The sequence below is a fragment of the Rahnella inusitata genome (genome assembly GCF_965118895.1).
GTDB lineage: Bacteria > Pseudomonadota > Gammaproteobacteria > Enterobacterales > Enterobacteriaceae > Rahnella > Rahnella inusitata_A.
The window spans coordinates 107,227-125,839 of sequence record NZ_CBCPJJ010000009.1 but is presented as its reverse complement, the minus strand read 5'-3'; the positions used below and the strand labels follow the sequence as shown (position 1 = coordinate 125,839).

The following is an 18,613-nucleotide window of genomic DNA, read 5'->3' as shown; positions in this document are numbered from 1 at the left end:
GATACAGCAAGGCTTTGATCTGCGAACCTCTGTCCATAATCAAGGGAGTTTTATTCACATGATCATGTACAAATTTCAGCTTTGTGAGCCATCCCTCACCCGATAATAGACCTACTCCTTTAGGGGGGTTTACAGAAATTGTGGGTTTATATAAGATGCATTTAAAATGCATGTTATAGAGTTAAATCAAAATGACACGGAGTTCACTATGCTAGATGCCCAGACTATCGCAACCGTTAAATCCACCATTCCCTTGCTCGCCGCGACCGGCCCGAAGCTCACCGCGCACTTCTATGACCGTATGTTCGCCCATAATCCTGAGCTGAAAGACATCTTCAATATGAGCAATCAGCGCAACGGCGATCAGCGTCAGGCGCTGTTTGACGCCATCTGCGCTTATGCCGCCAACATCGAAAATCTTGCCGCACTGCTGCCTGCGGTAGAACGTATTGCGCAGAAGCACACCAGTTTCACTATCCGCCCGGAACAGTACAACATTGTTGGTACACATCTGCTGGCGACGCTCGATGAAATGTTCAGTCCGGGTCAGGAAGTGCTGGATGCGTGGGGCAAAGCTTACGGGGTGCTGGCGAACGTGTTCATCAACCGTGAAGCAGAAATCTATCAGGATAGCGCTGAGAAAACCGGAGGATGGAGCGGCACTCGTGAATTCCGTATCGCCGAGAAACATCCGCAAAGCAGTCTGATTACCTCTTTCCTGCTCGAACCGGTCGATGGCAAGCCGGTAGCTGACTTCCAGCCGGGGCAATATCTGGCGGTGTATATCCGCGACGCCTCGCTGGAGAATCAGGAAATTCGTCAGTATTCCCTGACGCAGGCACCAAACAGTAAAAACTATCGTATCGCGGTGAAACGCGAAGATCAGGGCGCGGTATCGAACTTCCTGCACAACCACGCTCAGCCTGGTGACATCATCCACCTCGCCGCACCGCACGGTGATTTCTTCATGGATATTGGCGAAACCACGCCGGTCGCGCTGATTTCTGCCGGTGTCGGCCAGACGCCGATGCTGGGAATGCTGAATACACTGGCGCTGCGCGGGCATAACGCCCCTGTCCAGTGGCTGCACGCTGCCGAAAACGGCGCAGTTCATGCTTTCGCCGGTGAAGTGAAAAGTGCCGGTGCGCGACTGCAGCTGCTGGAAAACCACGTCTGGTATAACCAGCCGCAGGAAAGTGATCTCCCGGGCGAAGATTTCCAGCATCGGGGACTGATGGATTTAAGCAAAGTCAGCGCGCAACTGGCCGATCCGGCAATGCATTTTTACCTGTGCGGCCCGGTCGGGTTCATGCAATTCGCCGCGAAACAGTTGCTGGCGATGAACATCAGCGAAGACAGAATTCACTATGAATGTTTCGGCCCGCACAAAGTGATCTGAATCTGAAAGGCTTTAAAGCAAAAAGGCTGACGCAATGTCAGCCTTTTTCGTTTCTGCTCCGTACGGCGGATCAGATCGCTTCTTCGTCCTGCTCGCCGGTACGGATACGTACCACACGCGCCACGTCAAACACGAAGATTTTACCATCGCCGATTTTACCGGTCTGCGCGGTAGTCATGATGGTTTCCACGCAGGTATCCACGATGTCATCCGCCACCACAATTTCGATTTTCACTTTTGGCAGGAAATCGACCATGTATTCAGCACCACGGTACAGCTCGGTGTGACCTTTCTGACGGCCAAAACCTTTCACTTCGGTGACGGTCATCCCGGTAATCCCGACTTCTGCCAGTGCTTCACGGACGTCGTCGAGTTTGAATGGCTTAATAATCGCATCGATCTTTTTCATGGCGGACCCTTATTATCATTCGTTTGCTCTCCGCCTTCCTGAGCGGCAGCATGGTTCACAATCTGGCTTCGCAGGCGCGTGGCGTACGAAGGGGCTAAAGGTATCATAGTTCAGGGGCGGGGATGTACCCGATGGCGCTGATATTCTTTACAGTCTTTACTCTTTAAAATCGGTCGCTTCCAGTTCGTGGCGCGACAGTAATTTATAGAACTCGGTGCGGTTACGCCCGGCGATACGCGCCGCCTGCGTGACGTTACCTTTGGTGATCTGTAAAAGTTTACGCAGATAATTCAGCTCGAACTGATTACGCGCATCGGCAAATGTCGGCAATGCGGTGTTCTCCCCCTCAAGCGCCTGCTGAACCAGCGCTTCACTGATCACCGGCGCAGAGGTGAGCGCGACACATTGCTCGATCACGTTCACCAGCTGACGCACGTTCCCCGGCCAGCTGGCCGCCATCAGGCGTCTCAAAGCATCGGTGGAAAAACTGCGCACAAACGGCTTGTGCCGCTGCGCCGAAATGCGCAGCAAATGGTTGGCGAGCAGCGGAATGTCTTCCGCCCTTTCACTGAGCGTCGGTAATTTCAGGCTGACGACATTCAGACGGTAAAACAAATCTTCGCGAAACTCGCCCTTCTCCATCGCTTTCGGTAAATCACGATGGGTGGCAGAGATAATGCGGACATCGACATCAATATCATGATTGCTGCCGAGCGGGCGCACTTTGCGCTCCTGCAATACGCGCAGCAGTTTTACCTGCAATGACAGCGGCATATCACCAATTTCATCAAGAAATAACGTCCCGCCGGTTGCCGCCTGAAACAGCCCTTCCCGGCTGCTGACCGCCCCGGTAAACGCGCCTTTGGCATGGCCGAACAACTCGGATTCCAGCAGCTGTTCCGGCAGCGCACCACAGTTGATGGCGATAAACGCTTTCTTACCGCGCGGGCTGGCACCGTGGATCGCCTGAGCCAGCACTTCTTTACCGGTGCCGCTCTGGCCGTTGATCAGCACGCTCACATCTGACTGCGCGACCATATTAGCCTGTTCCAGCAGACGCAGCATGACCGGGCTGCGGGTGACAATTGCCTCCCGCCAGCTTTCATCCGCCGACGGGCTGGACTGCGTCAGCGCCTCATCAATGGCTTTATAGAGCGCATCACGATCGACAGGCTTGGTCAGGAAACTGAACACGCCCTGCTGGGTGGCGGCGACCGCGTCTGGGATCGAACCGTGCGCGGTGAGAATGATCACCGGCATACCCGGCTGGAATTTTTGAATCTCCGCGAACAGTGCCATGCCGTCCATTTCGTCCATGCGCAAATCGCTCAGCACCAGATCGATACGTTCACGATGCAGCACACGCAGTGCTTCGGCACCGCTTTCGGCGGTGGTGACACGGAAACCCTCGCTGGTCAGGCGCATGCCCAGCAGCTTTAACAGGCTGGGATCGTCATCGACCAGCAATAAACTGGCAGCTTTTCGTAGCGTCATTTTGCGTTCAGATCCTTAGGCGGCGTGTAAGTCTCAGCCGGTTTTACGGAGGATTCAGAAGCCGGTTTCGCCGGTGTTGCAGGATCGTTATCCGGTAAATCACCCTGAATTTGTTTGCGCGAGGAGAGCTGACGTTCGATATCAGTCAGGTTTTCAAGCTTACGACGCGTATCCGCCAGACTATTTTCCAGTGTCTGCTGCTGTGCAGTCATCGCCTGAAGCTTTTCTTCATTTGCTGACTGCTGGCGGAGATTGCGGGCTTTTTCATCCCCCAATACCACCTGCAAATTCTGACGTTCGCGCCACAGCTGTACCAGCGGGCGGATCGATCCTGGCATCTGCCCGCGATTCTGACTGACTTTATTCAGTAAGGCGCGGCGCTGCGGCAGATCAGGTTCGGCACTGGCTAACAAAATGCTTTGCTTGAAAATCTGATCCCAGCTACTGGCGGGGATCTGCTGCGCCTGAAAACGCGCCTGCACGTCGCTCAAGCGATCGGCACAATCCATCGCACGCAACCAGTAGAGTGAATTGGTCAGTGCGTCGCCATCGTCCAACGCCCAGAGGGTCTCACAGGGCGCAATACGAAAATCAGTCACTTTGCTTTCAGGAACAACACTACTGGAAACTTGCTGATAATAGCGGTTATCGGCGGTGTGCTGCACGCAGCCCGCCAGTACCAGTGCGGTACCGATCGATAAAAATCGGCGAACAGATTTAATCAGTAAGGTGAATGCGTTCATTGGTCGCACCCGCTAGCAAATATCGTCATTATTTTTTTCTTCTCAGCCGTCAGGGGCAATTCGATACGAAAACAGACGTCCGCATCCTCAACGGCAACCAGTTGCAGCTCTCCATGCATACGACGAATACAGTCCTGAGCAATGCTTAACCCCAGACCGCTGCCTTTTACAGCCCCTTTTCTCTGCTGGCTACCCTGATAAAAAGGTTCAAAAATCATCGCGCGCTCGGCGTCGGGGATCGGGGCTCCGGAGTTCGCCACCTCGATAATCACCCGCTCTTCACCATACCGGCTGCGGACCCAAATAGTACCGGATTCAGCCCCGTAGTGCACCGCATTGGAATAGAGATTATCCAGCACCCGCCGCAGCAGCGTCGGTTCGGCCAGACACTGTGGCGCATCAATAATCACTTCACTGCGGATTTTCTTCGCGCGCGCAGGCAGACTGTTGGCTGCCACCACGTCGGTGACCAGCGCTTTAAGATCGACAGCCACACTGAGCGTTGGCGCATCCGCCAGTTTACGGTTGTAATCGAGCAATTGTTCGATGAGCGTCTGCAAATGGCGACTGCTGTTGTTTAAGATCGCCACCACTTCTTTCTGATCCGGCGTCAACGGTCCGGCGACTTCATCGGCGAGCAGTTCGGTGCCTTCACGCATACTGGCGAGCGGGGTTTTCAACTCATGAGAGATATGGCGCAGGAATTCATGACGCTGCGATTCCAGCCACGCCAGTCGTTCGCTCAACCAGACAATACGCTGCACCAGCGAGCGGATTTCACGCGGGCCTTTAAAACGCGAAACATCCCCCAAATTTCGTCCCTCACCCAGCCGGTTGATCATACGTTCAACCCCTTTCACCGGACCGATAATCATGCGGGTAAACAGCACCACCAGCGCGCCGCTGAGCAGGAACAACACCAGCGCCTGCCAGCCAAAGAACTGGCCGCGCTCCGCAATTTCTCGTTGCAACTGTAAACCGCGTGAAAACACCACTTCGCGGGTGGCCTGTACCATTTCAGCATTGGTGCGCGAGAAATTCTCCAGCCGCGCTGAGGAATCGTCATCCGGCGAGTTGTTGTCGCAAACCGGCGTTGTCAGTTGGGTCAGCAACGTGCGCAGCGTCTGGTAATAACGCAAATCCGGCAACACAGAAGAATGGGCATCCAGTAACTGCGAATATTGTTTGCGTTGATTTTGATAAAGGCGGGAAAGCGTCGGATCGTCAAGGACACAGTACTGACGATAGCTGCGCTCCATTTCCAGCGCGATGCTGGACATGGCTTCGCTGCGACGGGCATCGCTTAGCGTAGTGCGGTTAATCCGGGCAGCCTGACGGCTGAGCTGGTCGAGACTGTCATAGGCCTGATAAGCCAGCACCAGCAATGGCAGCAGGACTAACAGGAAAGCCATCAATACCAGCTGGCGTAAAGAACCGGGGAATAAACGTCCTCTTTTCAACGCATTCATCTCATTTTCAACAGATGAAGTCATGCTAGCTGACAAAGGTTTGAACAGCCAGTGCCGCAGCGAATCGTCTTTAAGGATTTAAGAAAACAGGAAATTTCAGAGGGGTGGTATTGCAGAACATCCATCAGGATGTTCTGCAAACCGGAAGAGGTGGTGCCTCACTCAACGTGTCGTTCGATGCTTGATAACGTGCTTGCGCAACGATTATCGGTCTGGTGAACGATAGGCACCGTTTCTTAGGCGTCATTCGGGCATTATGAGCATATCAACGCTTTCGCGTGAGCCAATCATAATCAGGTGAATGAGCAACTGACATGATTCTAGCATGAAGCATGCCAACATTTAAATAATAATCATATCACTTTGAATATTATTGTTTTTTATTTAAAAATGATTTTTATGCTTAAAAAGCAATCACTGCAAGTCGTTCTAAAAACGACCAAGGTGTCGTCAGAAAACAACACTAACCACACTTATTATTATATTTCTTTAAAATCAATCATTTAAATGTCCCCAAATGGAGACACCCTTTTTCGCGATTGTCGTCATTTACTGACAGTTTGGGATCAGTGTTCGCTAAAACCGAGAGAGTTTGGCGTCGGCACAGGCTGTTCGCAGTCGATCGGATTATCCACTTTGGCCGGATCGCACTGAGTGGCCTGCTGCGGGATAAATATATGATCAAGGATCGCCCGCGCCGTCGGCCCGGCGACAACGCCATCGCCTCCGCCATTTTCCAGAATCAGCGCCATCACCACCGAAGGATGTTTATACGGCGCGAACGCGGTATAGAAGATATGGTCACGCAGTCGAACCGGGGTCATTTTGGCGTTATAGACCTGATTCTCGCGCAGGCTGAATACCTGAGATGTCCCGGATTTCGCTGCGATCTGATAAGGCGCGGTGTGGAACAGCTTATAACCAGTGCCGTTCGGCAGATTCGCCATACCAAACATGCCGTTTTTGACGATGCCCCAGATTGGCGATTTCGGATCGGCAATTTGCTGTGTCGGCGGCATTTTATACGGCGTGATCGTTTTGCCACTTTTTGACGAATACAGCAGATGTGGCGTTTCCAGCTTACCGTTATTCACCAGCGCACTCAGCGCCCGCACCATCTGAATCGGCGTCGCGACCCAATAACCCTGCCCGATACCCACCGATACCGTATCGCCCTGATACCAGCCCTTCTTGTGAACCTTCATTTTCCACTCACGGCTTGGCAGGACGCCGTTATATTGCTCGTCCAGATCGATGCCGGTAGATTTGCCGTAGCCGAATTTGGACAGCCAGGTGTGAATACGGTCGATGCCCATTTCAAATGCCACCTGATAGAAGAAGGTATCAGCTGATTCTTCAATAGCTTTGGTGACGTTGAGCATACCGTGGCCGGTTTTCAGCCAGTCGCGGTAATGGCGCTGCGTGCCTGGCAGCGTCCAGGTCGGCGCGCCGAAGAAAGAGGTTTGTGGCGTGATAACACCTTCAAACAACGCCGACGTCGCCATAAACGGTTTTACCGTCGAGGCCGGTGGATACAGTCCCTGCGTCACGCGGTTGATGAGTGGCAGATCCGGATTTTTCAGCAGCGCGCTGTACTGTTTACGGGAGATACCGTTCACAAACGGATTCGGATCGTAACTTGGGCTGGACACCATCGCCTTGATGCCGCCGTCGCGTGGATCCATCACCACCACCGCGGCACGCTGGCCTTTCAGCACTTTTTCGATGTACTGCTGCAAACCGAGATCCAGCGTCAGATAAATATTCTGCCCGGCTTGCGGAGGGACTTCTTTCAGCAGACGCACCACGTGGCCGTGGTTATCGACCTCCACTTCCTGATAGCCGGTTCGGCCATGCAAAATATTTTCGTAATACTTTTCCACGCCCTGCTTGCCGATATCGTGGTCTGCCGAGTAGTTTTCGGAAATGCCATCAGCGTCGAGGCGCTTTTCATCTTTATCGTTAATCTTCGAGACATAACCCACCACATGCGCCAGTTCCGCGCCATACGGATAACGTCGCTGCTGATAAGTACTGATCGAGACGCCGGGGAAATTAAACTGGTTTACTGAGAATCGCGCGACTTCAACATCGGTCAGCGCCAACTTAAGCGGAATCTGCGCAAAGCGGCGACCGTGGATCATCGCGTCGTGGAAACTGTCGAGATCGTCCTGGGTCAGATCGACAATCGGTTTAAGCGCATTCAGCGTTGCCTGCAAATCCGGGACTTTTCCGGGGATCATCTGCAACTGATACAGCGTGATATTTTGCGCCAGTATGACGCCGTTGCGATCCATAATCAGCCCGCGGCTGGGGGCAATCGGCAGCATCTTAATGTCGTTCTGATTGGAGCGGGTCTGATAAAAATCATGCATTCCCACCTGTAAATGATACAGATTGAGCACCAGCACGGTGGACAACAGAAACACGACCATAAAAGCAATCACGGCGCGGCGGACGAAAAGGACGGACTCGGCGGTATGGTCGCGAATTTCGTCATTAAGTAAGGCCATAATCGGGCAACTACCTTTATTGTCTGCTTTTAAAGCGGGCGAAATGAAAAAGAGTGGAGTCTGGAAAAGTGCGAAAGGATAGCCCGCCCTGCAACAGGCGACTATAAGAAGTGTGCTAATGAAGTAGCAGGAGTGTTTCTATTTATTGCAGGCTTATTGCAGACATAGTGCAGTGCGTGGCGGATCCCGCCAACGCACTTGCTTCCTGAAAGCCAGCGCCTTTTATTTGGCGGTATTGAGTTTACAATCCCCGTAGACGTAACCTTCGGTCTGGGTAGCGACGACAAAGCTGTCTTTCGTGTGGATATACATCAGGTTATCCTGCGCGCCCGCTTTCATCGGCTGATTGTCTTGACCTATAATGTCGGTCAGTTCAGGGCTGGTGATCAGTTTGCTACCATCCGGTGAAAAGCTGAACGTATTGCCCGCATCATAAACCGCCGCGTTTTTATTCACGACTTCAGAGACATCGCTGCCATCATCTGACTGCGTATGATGGGTTAAAACACATTGATATTGCGTAACAGCCGATGCTGAAAACGACGCCAGCGCCAACATCACCGCCACACAACCGCCTGACCTGACCATCAGATAAATCCATAAAGTGAGTAAGAACGCCATGCTAACACTTGCCCGCCCAGTGGGAAGAGCCTGCAAATAAATATTCATATGCAGAATGTCTTAAGCCAAATTACTTCTCATAAATAATGGGTTTCTAAACGCTCATATAATGACTCGTTTTTTATACAGTGTTTAAGAAAAAACCTGCTTATAATCCGCACATTACTGTCTTATAAAAACAAAGGATTGAGATGAGATCTTTCAAAGTACCCGGGGCAAACTTCTATTTGCGTTACCACGAACTCTCAGGGCTTGGTGTTCCGCTGGTGTTTATACACGGTCTGGGTTGCGCATCATCTTGCGATTTTCCACGCGTGGCGACCGATGCATCACTGCGCCCGCGCCGTTCCTTCCTGCTCGATTTAGCCGGTTCAGGTTTCAGCGATAAACCGCAGGGTTTCAGCTACAGCCTGCAGGCCCATGCTGACTGCGTAATCGCCTGGCTGGAAAATCTTGCCGTACCGCAGGTGAATCTTATCGGCCACAGCATGGGCGGCAGCATTGCGATCATGGTCGCGTCCCAGCGTCCGGATCTCATCCAGCGGCTGATCGTCGCCGAGCCAAATCTGGATGCCGGTGGCGGCGCGTTCAGTCGCGCTGTCGCGAAATATTCTGAAGAAGACTATCTCGACGAAGGGCATGCGCGTCTGATTGAGATCGCGGTGCGTGGTGATGATCAGGTCTGGGCGGGTTCGATGGCGGTCGCTTCACCGCTGGCAATCCATCGTCAGGCCGTCGGTCTGGTCAATGGAGAAGTACGCTCGTGGCGTGAGCAGCTTTATCAGCTGGAAATGCCCGCCACGGTATTATTCGGTGAGTTCTCCCTGCCGGAGCCCGATGTCGCGATTCTGCCGCAGCACGGCATTCACACCGCCGTTGTCCCACAGGCTGGCCATTCGATGATGTGGGAAAACCCAACCGGCGTGGCCGCGGCGATCAACACGGCGCTGAATGCCGAAGTAATGTAAGTCACTTAGTTTGAATGAATAACAGGGGGCAATTTCCTGCCCCTTGCGCCCCCTCTTCCCCCCGAACGTTCTTGCCCAAAAAACTAAATAACCGATTAGTGATCCAGATCAACTAAACCCCGCGCCCCGCAAGGGCTGCAGAGGCGTTTTAAGTCGAATTTCGAGGCGTTTTTGGGTTAAAAATGGCGTCTCATACCGCCAGCAATGCATTTCATTCCGCAACTCGTGCATCTCACGCCGCAAATGAACCGCACATATTCGTGAGGACTATCATAGCCACAGTTAATTGAATCTACTTCGCTCGGGAGAACCCACTATGAGTGACACATCTGGCATGCCGAACTACAACCGTACCCGCTGGCTGACTCTGGCCGGTACAATTCTGACTCAGCTCGCACTGGGATCTGTGTACACCTGGAGTCTGTTCAACGGTCAGCTCTCTGAAAAACTGGGTGAGCCGGTCAGTCGCGTCGCACTGACCTTCGGGATCCTCAGCCTGTGTCTGGCTATCTCTTCTTCCGTCGCGGGGAAACTTCAGGAACGTTTCGGCGTTCGCAACGTTACTATTGCCGCTGGTGTGCTGATGGCTGCCGGGTTCTTCCTGACTGCGCATTCTGACAACGTCATCATGCTGTATATCAGCGCCGGTGTGCTGGTCGGTCTGGCGGACGGTGCCGGTTATCTGCTGACGCTTTCCAACTGCGTAAAATGGTTCCCTGAGCGTAAAGGGATGATCTCAGCCTGCGCTATCGGTGCCTACGGTTTAGGCAGCCTGCTGTTCAAATTCGTATGCGGTCATCTGCTGGCGACTGAAGGTTTGCAAAACACCTTCATGATCTGGGGCGGCGTGGCGATGGTGATGGTGATTACCGGTGCACTGATGATGAAAGATGCGCCAAAACAGGAAACCGCCGATGTGACTCGTGAAGAGAACTCTCTGAACGATAACAGCAAAGACAGCCGCGAATTCACGCTGGCCGAAGCGGTTCGCGCACCGCAGTACTGGATGCTGGCGCTGATGTTCCTGACTGCCTGCATGAGCGGCTTGTATGTGATTGGTGTGGCAAAGGATATCGGACAAAGTCTGGTGAAACTGGACGCCCTGACCGCCGCCAACGCCGTCACCGTCATCGCGATTGCTAACCTGAGTGGCCGCCTGGTGCTCGGCGTACTGTCTGACAAAATGCAGCGTATCCGCGTGATTTCCATCGCGCAGATCGTCTCACTGGCCGGGATGAGCATGATGTTGTTCACTCACATGAATGAAACCATGTTCTTTATCTCCGTAGCCTGTGTCGCCTTCAGCTTCGGCGGGACGATCACCGTGTATCCGTCACTGGTCAGCGATTTCTTCGGCCTGAACAACATGACCAAAAACTACGGTCTGCTGTATCTCGGTTTCGGTATCGGCAGCATCTTCGCTTCTCTGGTGGCTTCGCTGTTCGGTGGTTTCGCAGTGACCTTCAGTATCATCACAGTATTATTGATGGTGTCATTGGTTCTTTCTGCCACGATTCGCTTACCGAATAAATCAGAAGCAGGTCATAATACGCTCCAGCACGTGTAAACCAGCACTTGAGCGCATCATAAATGATGAACGGGAGCGTAATTAGCTCCCGTTTCTTATGAGTAAAGCATATCTGTTCAGTGGCTGATTCACACAACACTTACGACCAAACGTGAATACACCGGACACCCGACCATGAAACGCACCACCCTCGCTCTTTTCAGCCTGATGCTCAGCCTTACCGCTTTTAACAGTTTTGCCGTAGCCTATCCTTCCAGTGCGCAGGAAGTCGCTTCAGAACTGAGCCGTAAAGCCAGCGAAAGCAGTAATCAGCCGTCTACGACGCTTGATGCCAGCGCGCACAGTACACTGACTTCCGGCAGCGATTACCTGTAATCAGCGCACCAGCGTCGCGCGCTTGCCGTCAAATTTCCATCCCTGTATCAGATACTGCATCGCGATCGCGTCATCGCGGTCTTTTTGCATCATATTGTTGTAGCGCTGGTGGGCAATCCCTACCGCGTCCATATCCAGCTCCACGCCGAGCCCCGGCAGTTCGTTAAGCGCCAGCTTACCGTCTTTAATTTGCAGCGGATTTTTCGTCAGATGCTGGCCTTCCTGCCAGATCCAGTGCGTATCAAACGGCGAAATGTCACCGGGCGCGGCCGCACCGAGATGCGCCAGCATGGCCAGCGATACGTCAAAGTGATTATTGGAATGACAGCCGAGCGTCAGCCCCCACGCATTGCATAACGTTCCGATAGTATTCGCGCCACGCATCGACCAGTAATGCGGATCCGCCAGCGGAATATCGATGGCGTTAAGCTGCAACGCATGGCTCATCTGCCGCCAGTCATTGGCGATCATATTCGTCGCGACCGGTAATCCGGTGGCGCGCTTAAACTCAGCCAGCGTTTCACGCCCGGAAAATCCCTGCTCGGCACCGCACGGATCTTCGACGTAAGACAAAATCCCGTGCATGTCTTTGCACAGCGCAATCGCCTGATCCAGCGACCACGACGCATTCGGATCGACGGTGATCCGCGCCTGTGGAAAACGTTGTTTCAGAGCCCGCACGGTATCAATCTCTGCTTCTCCTGCCAGCACGCCCCCCTTGAGTTTGAAATCCTTAAAACCGTATTTGTCCTGCGCGGCTTCGGCCAGTTGCACAACTTTCTCGTGTGTCATCGCCTCCTGATGGCGCAGGTGATACCACGGATGCTGCCCCGGCTGTGCTTTCCCTTGCTGATAGGCCAGATCGGTTTTCTGCCGGTCGGCGATGTAAAACAGATAACCGAGCACCGGCACTTCATCGCGCTGTTTACCCGGTCCAAGCAGCTGTGCAACCGGCTGATTAAGATGTTGCCCCATCAGATCCAACAGCGCCGTTTCCAGTACGGCAACCGCGTTGTGGTGCCGCTCGAGATCCCACGGTCGAAAGCCAGGCAGGACGGGCTGCGGCGCAAGGTTTTCTTCCAGATCGCGTTTATGCAAATCGCTGACCAGCTGATTCATTTTGCCGATCTCCTGACCGACAATATGCGGGATCGCCTCATTGAGGATCTTCAGCACGACGCCTGTTGCGGGCGACTCGCCGACGCCGGTGTGCCCTTGGCTGTCTTTTAGCACCAGCAGGATACGGGTGAAATAGCAATTATGCGCACCGGCGATATTCAGCAACATGCTGTCGTAACCGGCAACCGGGATGACCTGCATTTCGACAATTTTTGGTGTATCAGACATGGCGTTTTGGCTCCAATCCCTGCGGGGCATGATAGTCAGGTTGCGTTGGCGTGCGGTGGGTTTTGGTGAAAAACAGTGTGATTGCGGCGAAGACGGAAACGCCGCTGAGGATATACAGCCCGGCAGTCGTACTGCCGGTCGTCTGTTGCAGATAGCCAAACACCGCCGGCGCGAAGAAACCACCGAGATTACCCAGCGAGTTGATCAGCGCAATGCCCGGCGCGACGATAGAAGACGGCAGCTGGCTCTGCGGAATAGGCCAGAACAGCACAGCGCTGGATTTCGTGCCGATGCACACCACGCACAGCGCAAACAGGCCAAACCACGGGCTGCCGAGCGTACACAAACAGGTGCCGATGGCGGCGACAATCAGCGCCAGCGCCAGAAGGGTTTCCCGGTTGCCACGGAATCGGTCGCTGACGCGGCCAAGTATATTGATGGCGATAATCGCGCAAATCCACGGTACCGAATTCAGCAAGCCGATCTGTAACGATGACAGCCCCGGAATGCGGCCGATGATTTCCGGCTGCCAGAACACCAGCGTGTAGCCGGTCATGCACATCACGAAGAACAGGAAGCACAGATAGGCCATTTTGCCGTCGGTGATAAGTTTCCAGCGTGACTGTCCCTGCGTATGGACGTCACGCGAACTCGCCTCTTCCAGCAGCGCAGTGCTCAGCGCCTGCTTTTCTTCGACGGTCAGCCATTTGGCTTCCTCCGGTTTTGAAACCAGGAAAAATGCGGCCACGATCCCAACTAACACCGACAGCGCGCCTTCAATGAACAGCACCCACTGCCAGCCCGGTAATCCCATAAAATCGTGCAATTCGAGTAATCCGCCGGTGACCGGACCGGATAACAGATAGGCCGCCGCCGAACCGGTGAGGATCAACGCTGTGGCACGCCCGCGATAGACGTTAGGCACCCATTTGCGGAAATAAAATAAGATCCCCGGGAAGAAACCTGCTTCGGCGACGCCGAGTAAAAAGCGCAGCACGTAGAACTGCATTGGTGTGGTAACAAAACCCATCGCAAAGACCACCGCGCCCCAGGTGATCATAATGCGGGTCAGCCAGACGCGGGCGCCGTACTTATCCATCAGCATATTGCTGGGGATTTCAAACAGCGCGTAACCGACGAAAAACAGACCGGCACCGAAACCGAAGGCGGCGGTACTGATGCCGACGTCCGTTTCCAGGCTGTGTTTGATGAAACCGACGTTGGTGCGATCGATTTGGTTAATGATCAACATCAGGATGAGCATCGGAATGGTGCGGGCAAAGAATTTGCGGTTTGCACTTCTTACCGCTTTGTTTTCATGACCGTTCATGGTGTTCCCTTAGCGTTGAAATAATGAACAACTGCAACACTACTTAAGAAGCGAACACGGTGAATTGCCATTGTGCACTCGCCCAATGTTTGATCACCCGCAAAGACAGGCGACAACTATTAATTCACATTATCAATGAATTGAATGATGTGCATAAGCACAACTGATGATTAAGGGGTTTTTCCCTTTTTAGATGGAATAGCGAGGCGGTTCACAGTTTACGGGAGGTCTTTTTCAAACAAAGTGCTTAAAATAGGAACACGTAATTATCCATGCGATTTATATGTTTGTTATAATTACGCCTTGAAATTGATCAATGGGACACGCCGTCCCGACACAAGGAGTGTGAAATGAAAGCAACTGCATTTTGGTTAATCATGGCCGGAGGTTCCGTAGCGATTGGCTACGCGATGGCGCTGATGATGGAGCTATTGTAACGTCTGACGCCGTTCCGCCCTTTTCGATAAGGACATATCTATGGCATTTTACAGCCCCAGGCGCATCATTCTTTATACTGCTGCGGCCATTGCGCTGCTGGTCATCGTTGGTCTGGTGACCTACTTCACCGTCGGCCATCTGGCTGTTTAAGGTTTTCCTGTCTTCAGAACCCGTGGCGATACACAAGGTCTCGCCGCATAATGCCTGCCTGAAAACCTGATCCAAACATCACACTTATTGAGATAAGAAACATGACATACAAGGGATTACTGGTGGTGGCTGTCGTTATTCTGCTGGCAAGCATCGGCTCGGAGTCATTGATTAAGAAGGGAATTGCGATGGCGGACGCCAAAATTGATCAGGTGATTGGTCATTACGCAGACAAATAAGGCTTACAACTGCTGGAGTAACCTTACCGGGCGATGACAAAACCATACACAGCGTTTGGTATCGTAAGTCCATCAAATGTTGTGTGATGTCCCTGTGTAATACCCCTGTAGAACCCTGTTATTTGCCCGCCGCGTGCGGGCTTTTTTTTGTTTTTTTTTCAGATAAAAGTCCACAGAAGCCAATTGCCGAAATAATTCGAGTTGCAGGAAGGCGGCAAGGGAAAGAGTCCCGATGAGCTTACTCAAGAAAGTGATTCGTGTGACTGAGTGCAGCTAACGCATCTGCAACTCGAAGTATGAAGGGAATTTGCCGGTGCTTTCCCGGCCGTCATATTGCGGCGTAAGCGTCCATCGTACACTCCTACATTACGCGGCCTGAGCGCGGCCTTATCACAACAGAAAAAACGGCTGAGTTTTTTATTCCCTGATTATCTATTTTTTTATTTCGATAAACATGACGAGAAAAAAGAAACCGGCTTTTCTGTTGTGGCTCCCGAAATAATTCTGGAAGCTTTTAAATAATAAACCCCGGCGTTGGCCAGGGTTTATTTTTGTGGTTCATAATGTCGATATTGAAACAACGATTCCTGTCTGCTCCGGGCTTAACCCATCTTCGCTATTGCAGGTGATTTGCCTTCAATATCAGGCGACATTACAGAACGACAACGTTACCCGCTGAAGGGCCTTTCTGGCCTTGTTCGATGGTGAACTCTACGTTCTGACCTTCGTCCAGGGTTTTGAAATCATTGCTCTGGATTGCAGAGAAGTGTACGAACACGTCTTTGCTGCCGTCTGCAGGGCTAATGAAACCGAAACCTTTACCAGCGTCGAACCATTTTACTAAACCAGTCATTTTAGTAGACATAGAAAATACCTTCTTTTTTTATTTTATGATGCCATAGGGCAATATAGGTCTGTTTTTATTTGAAATACTTATGGATGCATCAGAGAAGGAAATTCGTCGGAGAAAGGATTTGCTATATCACTTGAACCAGGAACTGCTTTACTAAATGTCTTACATAAATAGGTCTTAACCACAAACCGTTGACGCTATTTACACACAGCAGGATTTATTAAGCAAGCCTTTATTTCAAAGCAACTCTATTTATAGCCTTTATATTTGTTAAAAGAATAACCCGCAGGGCACGCAGGGCGGTGGCTGTAGCCAGATTAATCAATAATTAAGCCTGCCCAATTCAGGCAGGCATTAAGACGATTCTCACCCTGTTATGAATCAAACTCAGCGCGCCGTGGCTCTTTTCACACAATCGGCGCGGCGTCCGTCCACCCGTTTGGCGAACCACGCGGTGGTCAGCGTGCGGGTAATCTTCGGACTTTCCAGCGTGATCCCCGGCAGCATCTCGCGCGGCTGTCGCTTCCCGGTGGTTTTATCCGCCAGCGTAAACACCTGTTTGTAGAGTTTAGTGTCTTCGAATTCCAGCTGTTCGCCCTTCTCCAGCGCCTTGCGGATTGCCGAGTGGCTCATATCCAGACGCTTGCTCAGCGTGCGCACCGCCAGCTCAGTGCTGCCAGGCTTATCGGTGCCATAGTTGATAAGGTCACCATCGAGCGCCAGCGGAATACCCGAGGCCTTACTGACCGCACTCTGGAACGCGGCATTACGGCTGGCATACCAGCCCGCATTGAAGTCGGCGAAACGATACAGCGGCTGAGTGTAATTCGCCGGATATCCCAGCAGATGTTTCACGCCGAAATAGACGCCGCCGCGACGGCTAAACACTTCGTTGCGAATCGAGCTCTCCACCGGATACGGATACCCTTTGGCATTCTGTTCGGCAAACGCGATGCTGACCTGCATCGGCCCGCCGGTATGCACCGGATTCAGATTGCCAAACAGCTTCTGTCCCATCGGCACCATATCGATGAAATCATCGAAAATCGCGCTCAGCTGCTTCTCTGTTTTCACATTATCCAGCCGCTCGCTGTAGGATTTGCCGTTCGGCGATTTCAGCAACAGAGCGGTGTGTACCAGGAAATTCGGCACATGGACGGCATCTGCGCGGCGGTCTATCTCTTTCCACGCAATTTTACCCAGCCCCGGTACCGGCGCGTCGGCGTTGAAGTTAGATTCCTGCTGCGCCACCGCCAGCACAGAGCAGATATTCTCGGTGGTCGGCGCGATGCCCTGCGCAGAAAACGCGGCGGTAATATCCGTCGCCCAGCCCTTGCGATCCGGTGCTGTGGAAGGCATCAGCCGTATGATGTCCGCTTTGGTGTCCTGCGGATTTTTCACCGGCGCGTTGTTTTTCTTATTCGACGTACACCCGGCGAGGATCAAAATCGCTAGCGCACCGAGCGTGCAGGGTGTGGAAAATCGCTTACCGTTCAAAATCATACATTTCCTGAAGAGGGAGTTACGTGTGTACTTTCGTGACGTTAACTAAGATAAGCGCGGCTTTCTAGTTAAAATTTCAGCTTTTTACGCTAAGGTTAATCTTCTGAATATGGAGCAAAAGGAGCAAGGAATCTATGCAATACGCGATCAAAACCTCTCACTTCAACCGCACTTTCCTGATGCCATTAATGCTGCTGATGATGATTTTTGCCGTCAGCGGCTGTGGTGATAAAGAGCCTGCGCAGCGCAAAGCGTTTATGGATTTCCTCCAGTCGCGCATTCTCGACAAACAGGTGCTGGCTGTGCCGCAGCTGTCGGAGGCGGAGAAAAAACAGTTCGGGGATTACAGTAAAGATTACGCGATCATCACCGGTTTCCATCACCAGATGAACACTGAGCTCGATTCCTCGCTGGTACCCGTGTTTGCCGGTATGAACGGCGTCAACAGCGTCAATGCGCTGGTCGAACAGCGCGATGACCTCAAAAAGATGGCCGACAGCAGCCAGAACTGGAAAGAGAAAATCATCACGCTCAGAACGCAGGCGGATACCCAGCGCGCGGCGCTGAAACAGCCGGATGATCTGAAAAAGGTTTACGATCAGGCTTACGAGAAAACGGTGATCAAACCCTCTGAAATCACCGAACAGGTCTTCGATCTGCTGCCGCAGGTGCTGAATCTAATCGTCGCCAAAGCCGATTTCATCAAGAATCAGGGGAAAGAGGTCACCATTACCGGCAACCGTCTGCAATTCTCCAACCAGAAACAGCTGGATAAATACAACGCGATCCAACAACAGCTGGTGCCGCTGAATGCGCAGCTGATGCAGCTCAGCCGCCAGATGCAGCAAATGGTACGCTAAACCACCACCCGAACGTTCAGACCGCCGCAAGGCGGTTTTTTCATGACGGCGCTTTTGTTATGGTGTGCGGCACTTAACTAAGGAGACACCGATGAGTGACGAAATTCTTGCCAAACGCGTGGACCAGCTTGAGCGCGTAAACCGTGAACTTCTGGTACAAATTTCCGCCATGCGCCTGCTGTTTGGCAGCGTGGGCAACGTGCTGAACGCCAGCCAGGAAAATGCCTTCACGGTAGCCGTGAATCAGGCGCTTGAAGCTAACCGCGCCGATGTGGCAAACCAGACCGATCTGGACGACGCTTCCCGCAAATTCCGCGAAGACGTATTTAAATGCACCGAATCTCTGCTGCCGGGCAGCCGTTAATTGGTGAAAA

General features: G+C 52.6%; 17 protein-coding genes. 7 read left to right on the top strand and 10 right to left on the bottom strand.

Going from position 1 to position 18,613, the window contains the following annotated elements:
* Positions 1 to 208: 208 nt before the first annotated feature.
* Positions 209 to 1,399 carry an NO-inducible flavohemoprotein gene (gene hmpA, locus ACMHLI_RS08645; protein ID WP_413529113.1) on the top strand — a complete coding sequence of 397 codons (1,191 nt, stop codon included), beginning with the start codon at positions 209 to 211 and terminating at the stop codon, positions 1,397 to 1,399.
* A 70-nt stretch (positions 1,400 to 1,469) separates the two neighbouring features.
* On the opposite strand, the gene glnB is transcribed toward hmpA, so the two are convergent.
* From glnB to ACMHLI_RS08615, 6 genes are all read right to left on the bottom strand, one after another.
* Entirely contained in the window at positions 1,470 to 1,808 is a 339-nt protein-coding gene (glnB, locus tag ACMHLI_RS08640; protein WP_013574351.1) for a nitrogen regulatory protein P-II, read from the bottom strand.
* 156 nt (positions 1,809 to 1,964) lie between these two features.
* Positions 1,965 to 3,302, bottom strand: coding sequence for a two-component system response regulator GlrR (gene glrR, locus ACMHLI_RS08635; RefSeq protein ID WP_413529112.1), 1,338 nt, complete (start codon positions 3,300 to 3,302; stop codon positions 1,965 to 1,967).
* Positions 3,299 to 4,045, bottom strand: coding sequence for a two-component system QseEF-associated lipoprotein QseG (qseG, locus tag ACMHLI_RS08630; protein ID WP_413529111.1), 747 nt, complete (start codon positions 4,043 to 4,045; stop codon positions 3,299 to 3,301). Before qseG ends, glrR begins: the two co-directional genes overlap by 4 nt.
* Complete coding sequence (locus ACMHLI_RS08625) at positions 4,042 to 5,514, bottom strand: sensor histidine kinase (protein WP_413529110.1); 1,473 nt, start codon at positions 5,512 to 5,514, stop codon at positions 4,042 to 4,044. The genes qseG and ACMHLI_RS08625 overlap by 4 nt, the downstream gene beginning before the upstream one ends.
* Before the next feature lie 566 nt (positions 5,515 to 6,080).
* Positions 6,081 to 8,027: a penicillin-binding protein 2 gene (mrdA, locus tag ACMHLI_RS08620; protein ID WP_413529109.1), complete on the bottom strand. Its 1,947-nt coding sequence runs from the start codon at positions 8,025 to 8,027 to the stop codon at positions 6,081 to 6,083.
* Between the two features lie 222 nt (positions 8,028 to 8,249).
* Positions 8,250 to 8,648: a hypothetical protein gene (locus tag ACMHLI_RS08615; protein ID WP_413529108.1), complete on the bottom strand. Its 399-nt coding sequence runs from the start codon at positions 8,646 to 8,648 to the stop codon at positions 8,250 to 8,252.
* A 191-nt stretch (positions 8,649 to 8,839) separates the two neighbouring features.
* Here ACMHLI_RS08615 and ACMHLI_RS08610 point away from each other — a divergent pair, with 191 nt between their 5' ends.
* From ACMHLI_RS08610 to ACMHLI_RS08600, 3 genes are all read left to right on the top strand, one after another.
* Complete coding sequence (locus ACMHLI_RS08610; protein WP_413529107.1) at positions 8,840 to 9,616, top strand: alpha/beta fold hydrolase; 777 nt, start codon at positions 8,840 to 8,842, stop codon at positions 9,614 to 9,616.
* Positions 9,617 to 9,932: 316 nt separating this feature from the next.
* Entirely contained in the window at positions 9,933 to 11,183 is a 1,251-nt protein-coding gene (locus tag ACMHLI_RS08605; RefSeq protein WP_413529106.1) for an OFA family MFS transporter, read from the top strand.
* A gap of 135 nt (positions 11,184 to 11,318) precedes the next feature.
* Positions 11,319 to 11,519 (top strand): hypothetical protein, encoded by a 201-nt coding sequence (locus ACMHLI_RS08600; protein WP_213052066.1) that lies wholly within the window; start codon positions 11,319 to 11,321, stop codon positions 11,517 to 11,519.
* Here the strand turns inward: ACMHLI_RS08600 and ACMHLI_RS08595 are convergent, their stop codons facing one another.
* Together ACMHLI_RS08595 and ACMHLI_RS08590 are read right to left on the bottom strand one after the other, a co-directional pair.
* A complete protein-coding gene (locus ACMHLI_RS08595; protein ID WP_413529105.1) occupies positions 11,520 to 12,866 on the bottom strand; it encodes an enolase C-terminal domain-like protein in 1,347 nt (448 codons plus the stop codon).
* Entirely contained in the window at positions 12,859 to 14,196 is a 1,338-nt protein-coding gene (locus ACMHLI_RS08590) for an MFS transporter (protein ID WP_413529104.1), read from the bottom strand. Before ACMHLI_RS08590 ends, ACMHLI_RS08595 begins: the two co-directional genes overlap by 8 nt.
* 689 nt (positions 14,197 to 14,885) lie before the next feature.
* Here ACMHLI_RS08590 and ACMHLI_RS08585 point away from each other — a divergent pair.
* The gene (locus ACMHLI_RS08585) at positions 14,886 to 15,023 is read left to right on the top strand and encodes a hypothetical protein (protein WP_167457518.1); all 138 of its coding nucleotides are present in this window, start codon (positions 14,886 to 14,888) and stop codon (positions 15,021 to 15,023) included.
* 652 nt (positions 15,024 to 15,675) lie between these two features.
* On the opposite strand, the gene cspA is transcribed toward ACMHLI_RS08585, so the two are convergent.
* Together cspA and ACMHLI_RS08575 are read right to left on the bottom strand one after the other, a co-directional pair.
* Entirely contained in the window at positions 15,676 to 15,888 is a 213-nt protein-coding gene (cspA, locus tag ACMHLI_RS08580) for an RNA chaperone/antiterminator CspA (protein ID WP_101076387.1), read from the bottom strand.
* Between the two features lie 375 nt (positions 15,889 to 16,263).
* Positions 16,264 to 17,379, bottom strand: a complete 1,116-nt coding sequence (locus ACMHLI_RS08575; protein WP_413529103.1) for a DUF1615 domain-containing protein — start codon at positions 17,377 to 17,379, stop codon at positions 16,264 to 16,266.
* Between the two features lie 134 nt (positions 17,380 to 17,513).
* Between ACMHLI_RS08575 and ACMHLI_RS08570 the strand changes: the two genes are divergently transcribed.
* Positions 17,514 to 18,239: a DUF3053 domain-containing protein gene (locus ACMHLI_RS08570; protein WP_413529102.1), complete on the top strand. Its 726-nt coding sequence runs from the start codon at positions 17,514 to 17,516 to the stop codon at positions 18,237 to 18,239.
* Between the two features lie 91 nt (positions 18,240 to 18,330).
* On the top strand, positions 18,331 to 18,603 hold the full coding sequence (locus ACMHLI_RS08565; protein ID WP_413529101.1) for a hypothetical protein: 273 nt from the start codon (positions 18,331 to 18,333) through the stop codon (positions 18,601 to 18,603).
* Positions 18,604 to 18,613: the final 10 nt, after the last annotated feature.